Source organism: Pseudomonas sp. SDO52101_S400, assembly GCF_054071635.1.
This window is the reverse complement of the sequence record NZ_JBSVWF010000062.1, coordinates 25,294-34,270: the sequence shown is the minus strand read 5'-3', so window position 1 is coordinate 34,270 and position 8,977 is coordinate 25,294. Positions and strand designations below refer to the sequence as shown.

7 protein-coding genes are annotated in these 8,977 nt (G+C 58.2%); all 7 read right to left on the bottom strand.

The window, feature by feature from the left end; genetic code table 11:
- Window positions 1–403: 403 nt before the first annotated feature.
- The 7 genes from glmS to atpA all read right to left on the bottom strand — a co-directional run bounded on the left by glmS (window position 404) and on the right by atpA (window position 8,965).
- Window positions 404–2,236 (bottom strand): glutamine--fructose-6-phosphate transaminase (isomerizing), encoded by a 1,833-nt coding sequence (glmS, locus tag ACW9HX_RS24635; RefSeq protein ID WP_457382577.1) that lies wholly within the window; start codon window positions 2,234–2,236, stop codon window positions 404–406.
- 2 nt (window positions 2,237–2,238) lie between these two features.
- A complete protein-coding gene (locus ACW9HX_RS24630) occupies window positions 2,239–3,018 on the bottom strand; it encodes a DeoR/GlpR family DNA-binding transcription regulator (RefSeq protein ID WP_457382578.1) in 780 nt (259 codons plus the stop codon).
- 130 nt (window positions 3,019–3,148) lie between these two features.
- Complete coding sequence (glmU, locus tag ACW9HX_RS24625) at window positions 3,149–4,516, bottom strand: bifunctional UDP-N-acetylglucosamine diphosphorylase/glucosamine-1-phosphate N-acetyltransferase GlmU (RefSeq protein ID WP_457382576.1); 1,368 nt, start codon at window positions 4,514–4,516, stop codon at window positions 3,149–3,151.
- A 118-nt stretch (window positions 4,517–4,634) separates the two neighbouring features.
- Entirely contained in the window at window positions 4,635–5,060 is a 426-nt protein-coding gene (locus ACW9HX_RS24620) for a F0F1 ATP synthase subunit epsilon (RefSeq protein ID WP_007954164.1), read from the bottom strand.
- A 45-nt stretch (window positions 5,061–5,105) separates the two neighbouring features.
- Complete coding sequence (atpD, locus tag ACW9HX_RS24615; RefSeq protein WP_007954162.1) at window positions 5,106–6,482, bottom strand: F0F1 ATP synthase subunit beta; 1,377 nt, start codon at window positions 6,480–6,482, stop codon at window positions 5,106–5,108.
- Between the two features lie 27 nt (window positions 6,483–6,509).
- Window positions 6,510–7,370 (bottom strand): F0F1 ATP synthase subunit gamma, encoded by an 861-nt coding sequence (gene atpG, locus ACW9HX_RS24610; protein WP_008084419.1) that lies wholly within the window; start codon window positions 7,368–7,370, stop codon window positions 6,510–6,512.
- A gap of 50 nt (window positions 7,371–7,420) precedes the next feature.
- Window positions 7,421–8,965: a F0F1 ATP synthase subunit alpha gene (gene atpA / locus ACW9HX_RS24605; protein ID WP_457382575.1), complete on the bottom strand. Its 1,545-nt coding sequence runs from the start codon at window positions 8,963–8,965 to the stop codon at window positions 7,421–7,423.
- Window positions 8,966–8,977 lie beyond the last annotated feature (12 nt).

The following is an 8,977-nucleotide window of genomic DNA, read 5'->3' as shown; positions in this document are numbered from 1 at the left end:
ACTCCTCAGCGATCAATTCAAACCAACCCTGGCGATGGGCAAGCGGCTTGTGCGCCCCTTGGCGCGACAAGCGAATCAGTGGACGTGATGCGGAGTTTCGTTCAACTCGTATGCATACGTATTTACTTGTACATACAAGCATATGCAATTGAACGGCCAACTTGCTGAGAAGCTATCCAACAAGAACCGCAGACATGGCTGGAGAGCGCCAAAATCAGGGGTTGTGGCGTATTTCAGTTTTTTTGCAGGGAGCGTTTTGAGCGGCGGGAGACGGTTACAGAAGCGTGGCGTTGCGCCGCGCTGGGGTGATCGGTAACAGAAAGTGGGGAACATGCCACAGACTGGAGGCCCCAATGGGCCTCCAGTCTGCGACTGTTTATTGCGGGTTACCCATGTGGATAACTTATTCGACGGTTACCGACTTCGCCAGGTTGCGCGGCTGGTCCACGTCGGTGCCTTTGAGCACCGCGACGTAATACGACAGCAGTTGCAGCGGGATGGTGTAGAGGATCGGCGACAGGATGTCGTGGATGTGCGGCATCTGTACCACGTGGGTGCCTTCGCCATTGGTCATCCCGGCCTTCTCGTCAGCGAACACGATCAGTTCACCGCCCCGTGCACGGACTTCCTGCAGGTTGGACTTGAGCTTCTCGAGCAGTTCGTTGTTTGGCGCAACGGTCACCACCGGCATGTCGTTATCCACAAGTGCCAGCGGGCCATGCTTCAGTTCGCCGGCAGGATAAGCTTCGGCGTGGATGTAAGAGATTTCCTTGAGTTTCAGGGCCCCTTCCATCGCTACCGGATATTGCGCGCCACGACCGAGGAACAGAGTGTGGTTCTTATCGGCGAACAGTTCGGCGATTTTTTCCACGGTGCTGTCCATGGCCAGCGCTTCGCCAAGACGGGTTGGCAGGCGACGCAGTTCTTCCACCAGTGTGGCTTCGACGCCTTTGCCCAGCGTGCCACGCACCTGACCCAGGGACAGGGTCAGCAACAACAGGCCAACCAGTTGCGTGGTGAACGCCTTGGTCGAGGCCACGCCGATTTCGCGACCGGCCTGGGTCAACAGGGTCAGGTCGGATTCGCGCACCAGCGAACTGATGCCGACGTTGCAGATCGCCAGGCTACCCAGGAAACCCAACTCCTTGGCGTTGCGCAGGGCCGCCAGGGTGTCGGCGGTTTCGCCGGACTGGGAAATGGTGACGAACAGCGTGTCCGGCTGAACCACGACTTTGCGGTAGCGGAACTCACTGGCGACTTCGACCTGGCAAGGAATACCGGCCAGCTCTTCGAGCCAATAACGGGCAACCATCCCGGCATGATAACTGGTGCCGCACGCAACAATCTGCACGTTGCGCACTTTGGCGAACAGTTCGGCGGCTTGCGGGCCGAACGCCTGCACCAGCACCTGGTTCGGGCTCAGGCGACCTTCGAGGGTGCGTTGCACCACGGAAGGCTGCTCGTGGATTTCCTTGAGCATGTAGTGGCGGAACTCGCCTTTGTCGGCGGCTTCGGCACCGTCGGTGTACTGCACGGTCTGGCGCTCGACGGCTTTGCCGGTCACGTCCCAGATCTGCACCTTGTCGCGCTGGATTTCGGCGATATCGCCCTCTTCCAGGTACATGAAACGGTCAGTGACCTGACGCAGGGCCAGTTGGTCGGAAGCGAGGAAGTTCTCGCCCAGGCCCAGACCGATCACCAGCGGGCTGCCGCTGCGAGCCGCGACCAGACGATCCGGCTGCAGCGCGTGGATAACCGCAAGACCGTAGGCGCCATGCAGATCCTTGACCGTTGCCTTCAGGGCGTCGGTCAGGTCCGGCAGGTTCTTGAGTTTTTCGGTCAGCAGGTGGGCGATGACTTCGGTGTCGGTGTCGGAAGAGAACACGTAACCCTGCGCCTTGAGTTGCTCACGCAGCGCTTCATGGTTTTCGATGATGCCGTTGTGCACCACCGCAACGTTGCCAGAGAAATGCGGGTGGGCATTGCGTTCGCTTGGCGCACCATGGGTTGCCCAGCGGGTGTGGGCAATGCCGAGACGGCCTACCAGCGGGTGTTCCGCCAGGGCTGCGTCCAGTTCGCTGACCTTGCCCACACGACGGGTGCGTTCCAGGGTGCCGTCGTTGGTGTACACCGCCACACCGGCACTGTCATAACCCCGGTATTCGAGGCGCTTGAGGCCTTCGACCAGAATGGCGGTGATGTTACGTTCAGCTACCGCGCCGACAATTCCACACATGCTTATTTCTCCTGACTGACCGTCGCGCAAATCAAATTGATACCGCGAGCCTGTATCTGATCCCGTGCCTCCTGAGGCAGGCGATCATCGGTGATTAGGGTATGGACACTGCTCCACGGCAGCTCCAGGTTTGGAATCTTGCGGCCGATCTTGTCGGCCTCGACCATCACGATCACTTCCCGCGCAACTTCCGCCATCACCCGGCTCAGGCCAAGCAACTCATTGAAGGTGGTGGTACCACGCACCAGGTCGATGCCATCGGCACCGATAAACAACTGATCAAAGTCGTAAGAGCGTAGTACCTGCTCGGCCACCTGGCCCTGAAAGGATTCCGAGTGGGGATCCCAGGTGCCACCGGTCATCAGCAGGACAGGTTCGTGTTCGAGCTCGCTCAAGGCGTTGGCGACGTGCAGGGAGTTAGTCATCACCACCAGGCCCGGCTGCTGGCCGAGTTCGGGGATCATGGCGGCTGTGGTGCTGCCGCTGTCGATGATGATGCGGGCGTGCTCGCGGATACGTGTGACCGCAGCGCGGGCAATCGCCTGTTTGTACTTGGAAACATTCTGACTGACATCGGCCACCAGTTCCTGGGGCATGGTGATCGCTCCGCCATAACGGCGTAGCAACAGACCATGGCTTTCCAGGGCGGCCAGATCCTTGCGAATCGTAACTTCCGAAGTTTCGAAACGCTTGGCGAGCTCGTCGACACTGACTTCGCCCTGCTCGTTGAGCAAGGCCAGTATGTTGTGACGACGTTGAGGTGTATTGCGTTTCGACATGATGCGGTAAGTTTCGATTCGAAAGATAACGGAAGCAATCAAAACCGATCGAAGCAAAACCGTCAAGACGGGGGATGAAAAAAAATCGCTGCCCGTAGGCAGCGATCTTTCAGATTGAAGCGCTGTGGATAACTCAGCTCTTCTTGATCTTCTCAGGCCGCTTCCAGCCATCGATGTTCTTCTGCCGCGCACGACCGACGGCCAATTGGGCGTTATCCACATTCTGGGTGATGGTCGAACCGGCGGCCGTCGTCGCACCAGCGGAGATATCCACAGGCGCCACCAGCGAGTTGTTGGAGCCGATGAACACATCTTCACCCAACACGGTTTTCCACTTGTTGGCGCCATCGTAGTTGCAGGTGATGGTGCCAGCGCCGATGTTGGTACGGGCACCGATCTCGGCATCGCCCAGATAGGTCAGATGTCCGGCTTTCGCGCCTTCGCCCATACGGGCGTTTTTCAACTCGACGAAGTTACCCACATGGGCCCGAGCTTCGAGCACGGTGCCCGGACGCAGGCGTGCAAACGGGCCGGCATCGCTGCCTTCACCGAGCACCGCACCTTCGATATGACTGTTGGCCTTGATCACCACGCCTTTGCGCAGGGTGCTGTCCTTGATCACGCAGTTCGGGCCGATCACCACGTCGTCCTCGATAACCACTTTGCCTTCGAGGATGACGTTGATGTCGATCAGCACGTCGCGACCGACGGTCACTTCGCCACGCACGTCAAACCGGGCTGGATCGCGCAAGGTCACGCCCTGCGCCATCAAGCGACGACCGGCGCGCAACTGATAGTGGCGTTCCAGTTCGGACAGTTGCTTGCGATCATTGGCGCCCTGCACTTCCATCGGATCATGGGGTTGCTCGGTCGCTACGACCAGGCCATCACCGACCGCCATTTCAATCACGTCAGTCAGGTAATACTCACCCTGGGCATTGTTGTTCGACAGACGCCCCATCCAGTCAGCCAGATGGCTGGCTGGCACCGCGAGAATGCCGGTATTGCCTTCGGTGATCGCGCGCTGTGCTTCGCTGGCGTCCTTGTGCTCGACAATCGCCGCAACCTTGCCGCTTGCATCACGCACAATGCGGCCGTAGCCGGTCGGGTCGTCCAGTTCGACGGTCAGCAACCCCATCTGACCTGGGACAACGTGCTTGAGCAGACGCTGCAGGGTTTCAACTTCAATCAGCGGCACGTCACCGTAGAGAATCAGAACGGTATCAGCCGTGATAAACGGCACAGCCTGTGCAGTCGCATGACCGGTGCCCAACTGCTTGTCCTGTAATACGAAATTGAGGTCATCGGCGGCCAGCCGCTCGCGCACCACATCGGCGCCATGGCCGATGACGACATGAATGCGCTGTGGATCAAGTTGACGGGCACTGTGGATAACATGGCCGAGCATGGAGTCGCCGGCAACCGGGTGCAGCACTTTCGGCAGCGCCGAACGCATGCGGGTGCCTTGACCGGCCGCGAGGATAACGATTTCAAGAGACATGACTGGCTACCAATCCTGGGTGGTCAGCAACTGCGACCGGGTTTGTAGAATTCGGAAAAGAAAAAAGGGTAGCCGAGGCTACCCTTTTTTATCAATCGCACAACAAGTGGCTGACGGATTAACCGCCAAACTTCTTGCGGATCTGCTGGACGGTGCGCAGCTGGGCTGCAGCCTCGGCCAGACGTGCGGACGCAGCTCCGTAGTCGAAATCTGCGCTCTTCTCGTGCAGAGCAGCTTCGGCAGCCTTGAGAGCTGCTTGAGCCTGAGCTTCATCCAGGTCGGCGGCACGTTGCACAGTGTCGGCAAGAACCTTGACCATGTTCGGCTGAACCTCGAGGAAACCACCGGAGATGTAGAACACCTCAGCTTCCCCGCCTTGCTTGATCAGGCGGATCGGGCCCGGCTTCAGATTAGTGATCAGCGGCGCGTGGCCCAGAGCGATACCAAGATCACCCAGAGCACCGTGCGCAATCACCATCTCGACCAGGCCGGAGAAGATTTCCCCTTCCGCGCTGACGATATCGCAATGGACTGTCATAGCCATCTGATTGCCTCAACCTAAATTAGCGCCCGTTGCCGGGCGCCGGGATTACAGTTTCTTGGCTTTCTCGATCGCTTCTTCGATGCCGCCGACCATGTAGAACGCTTGTTCTGGCAGGTGGTCGTAGTCACCGTTGAGGATGCCTTTGAAGCCAGCAATGGTGTCTTTCAGGGAAACGTATTTACCCGAAGCACCGGTGAAGACTTCAGCCACGAAGAACGGCTGCGACAAGAAGCGCTGGATCTTACGAGCACGGTTTACCAACTGCTTGTCGGCTTCCGACAGCTCGTCCATACCCAGGATCGCGATGATGTCCTTCAGTTCTTTGTAACGCTGCAGCACGTACTGAACGCCACGAGCGGTCTCGTAGTGATCGTTGCCGATCACGTTCGGGTCCAGCTGACGCGAAGTCGAGTCCAGTGGGTCTACCGCCGGGTAGATACCCAGGGAAGCGATGTCACGGGACAGAACGACGGTGGCGTCCAAGTGAGCAAACGTGGTCGCTGGCGACGGGTCAGTCAAGTCGTCCGCTGGTACGTATACGGCCTGGATCGAAGTAATCGAACCTTGTTTGGTCGAAGTGATGCGCTCTTGCAGCACGCCCATCTCTTCAGCCAGGGTCGGCTGGTAACCTACTGCGGAAGGCATACGGCCCAGCAGTGCGGATACTTCGGTACCGGCCAGGGTGTAACGATAGATGTTGTCGACGAACAGCAGAACGTCGTTACCTTCGTCACGGAACTTCTCGGCCATGGTCAGGCCGGTCAGCGCTACGCGCAGACGGTTTCCCGGTGGCTCGTTCATCTGACCGTAGACCAGGGCTACCTTGTCGAGAACGTTGGAGTCCTTCATCTCGTGGTAGAAGTCGTTACCCTCACGAGTACGCTCACCCACACCGGCGAACACGGAATAACCGCTGTGCTCGATGGCGATGTTACGGATCAATTCCATCATGTTTACGGTCTTGCCTACACCGGCACCACCGAACAGACCGACTTTACCGCCCTTGGCGAACGGGCAAACCAGGTCAATAACCTTGATGCCTGTTTCCAGCAGCTCGTTGCCGCCAGCTTGTTCTGCGAAGGAAGGAGCGGCGCGGTGGATACCCCAACGCTCTTCTTCGCCGATCGGGCCAGCTTCGTCGATCGGGTTGCCCAGTACGTCCATGATCCGGCCCAGAGTCGCTTTACCGACCGGTACGGAGATGGCTGCGCCAGTGTTGTTGACGTCCAGACCGCGCTTCAAGCCTTCGGTGGAGCCCATCGCAATGGTACGAACCACGCCGTCGCCCAGCTGCTGCTGAACTTCCAGAGTGGTTTCGGCGCCTTGAACCTTCAAGGCGTCGTAGATGCTCGGTACGCTGTCGCGTGGAAATTCCACGTCGATAACGGCGCCGATGATTTGAACGATACGTCCGCTACTCATAGCTGGATCCTCTGAATATTTGAACCGTTAAACCGCGGCAGCGCCGCCGACGATTTCCGAGATCTCTTGGGTGATCGCAGCCTGACGCGCCTTGTTGTAGATCAGCTGCAAATCGCTGATCAAATCACCGGCGTTGTCGGTAGCGTTCTTCATCGCGATCATCCGCGCAGCTTGTTCGGCCGCGTTGTTCTCGACCACCGCCTGGTACACCTGCGACTCCACGTAACGCACCATCAAGCCGTCAAGCAGCTCTTTGGCGTCTGGTTCGTAGAGGTAGTCCCAGTGGTGCTTGAGATCCTGATCCGGAGTCGCTACCAGTGGAATCAACTGCTCCACGGTAGGCTGTTGCGTCATGGTGTTGATGAACTTGTTGGACACCACGGACAGGCGGTCAATACGGCCGTCCAGATAGGCATCCAGCATCACCTTGACGCTGCCGATCAGATCATTGATCGACGGCTCTTCACCCAGGTGGCTGATAGCAGCAACGACGTTACCGCCGAAGTTGCGGAAAAAGGCCGCACCCTTGCTACCAACGACACACAGATCAATCTCGACGCCGTTTTCGCGGTTTACCGCCATGTCCTTGACCAGGGCCTTGAACAGGTTGGTGTTCAAGCCGCCGCACAGACCACGGTCACTGCTCACTACGACATAACCAACGCGCTTGATGGCGCGGTCGATCATGAACGGGTGGCGGTATTCCGGGTTGGCGTTGGCCAGATGCCCAATTACCTGGCGGATACGCTCCGCATAAGGACGGCTAGCAGCCATGCGCATTTGTGCCTTGCGCATTTTGCTGACCGCCACTTTTTCCATGGCGCTGGTAATCTTTTGCGTGCTTTTGATGCTCGCAATCTTACTGCGAATCTCTTTTGCGCCTGCCATGTAACACCTATCAGGTTAGCAAGCGGGAGCCTTGCGGCTCCCGCTGCGGCTTACCAGGTTTGGGTGGCCTTGAACTTCTCGATACCAGCCTTCAGGCCAGCGTCGATTTCGTCATTGAAGTCACCTTTAACGTTGATCTTCGCCATCAAATCGGCGTGATCGCGGTTGAAGAAAGCAATCAGCGCTTGTTCGAAGCTGCCGATCTTGGCGATTTCAATGTCAGTCAGGAACCCACGCTCAGCGGCATACAGCGACAGCGCCATGTCAGCGATCGACATTGGTGCGTATTGCTTCTGCTTCATCAGCTCGGTAACGCGCTGACCATGCTCAAGTTGCTTGCGGGTCGCTTCGTCCAGGTCAGATGCGAACTGGGCGAATGCCGCCAGTTCACGGTACTGAGCCAGAGCGGTACGGATACCACCGGACAGCTTCTTGATGATCTTGGTCTGAGCGGCACCACCCACACGGGATACCGAAACACCGGCGTTCACTGCAGGACGGATGCCCGAGTTGAACATGGCCGATTCCAGGAAGATCTGACCGTCGGTGATGGAAATCACGTTGGTCGGAACGAACGCGGAAACGTCGCCAGCCTGGGTTTCGATGATCGGCAGTGCGGTCAGGGAACCGGTTTTGCCGGTCACTGCGCCGTTGGTGAACTTCTCTACGTACTCTTCCGAAACGCGGGATGCGCGCTCCAGCAGACGGGAGTGGAGATAGAACACGTCGCCTGGGTAAGCTTCACGGCCTGGTGGACGGCGCAGCAGCAGGGAAATCTGGCGGTAAGCCACTGCTTGCTTGGACAGATCGTCATAAACGATCAGCGCGTCTTCACCGCGGTCACGGAAGAATTCGCCCATGGTGCAACCGGAGTACGGAGCCAGGAATTGCAGTGCTGCAGATTCCGAGGCGCTCGCTGCAACGATGATGGTGTTAGCCAGTGCACCGTTTTCTTCCAGCTTGCGAACCACGTTTGCGATGGTCGATTGTTTCTGACCGATTGCAACGTAGACGCAGAAAATGCCGCTGTCTTTCTGGTTGATGATCGCGTCGATCGCCAGAGCGGTTTTACCGATCTGACGGTCACCGATGATCAGCTCACGCTGGCCACGGCCGACAGGGATCATGGCATCGACAGCCTTGTAGCCAGTCTGTACAGGCTGGTCTACCGACTTACGCCAGATCACGCCCGGAGCAACTTTCTCGACCGCGTCGGTCTCGGTGTTGCCCAGTGGACCTTTACCGTCAACAGGGTTACCCAGTGCGTCGACAACGCGACCCAGCAGTTCCTTACCAACCGGAACTTCGAGGATGCGGCCGGTGCACTTGGCGCTCATGCCTTCAGCCAGACTGGTGTATGCGCCCAGTACAACGGCACCTACGGAGTCTTGCTCCAGGTTGAGGGCCATACCGTAGACGCCGCCCGGAAACTCGATCATCTCGCCGTACATGACGTCGGCCAGACCGTGAATCCGCACGATACCGTCAGATACGCTGACGACAGTGCCTTCGTTACGGGCTTGGGAGGTCACATCGAGCTTGTCGATGCGGCCCTTGATAATTTCACTTATTTCGGAAGGATTGAGTTGCTGCATTGCTCTGCTGCC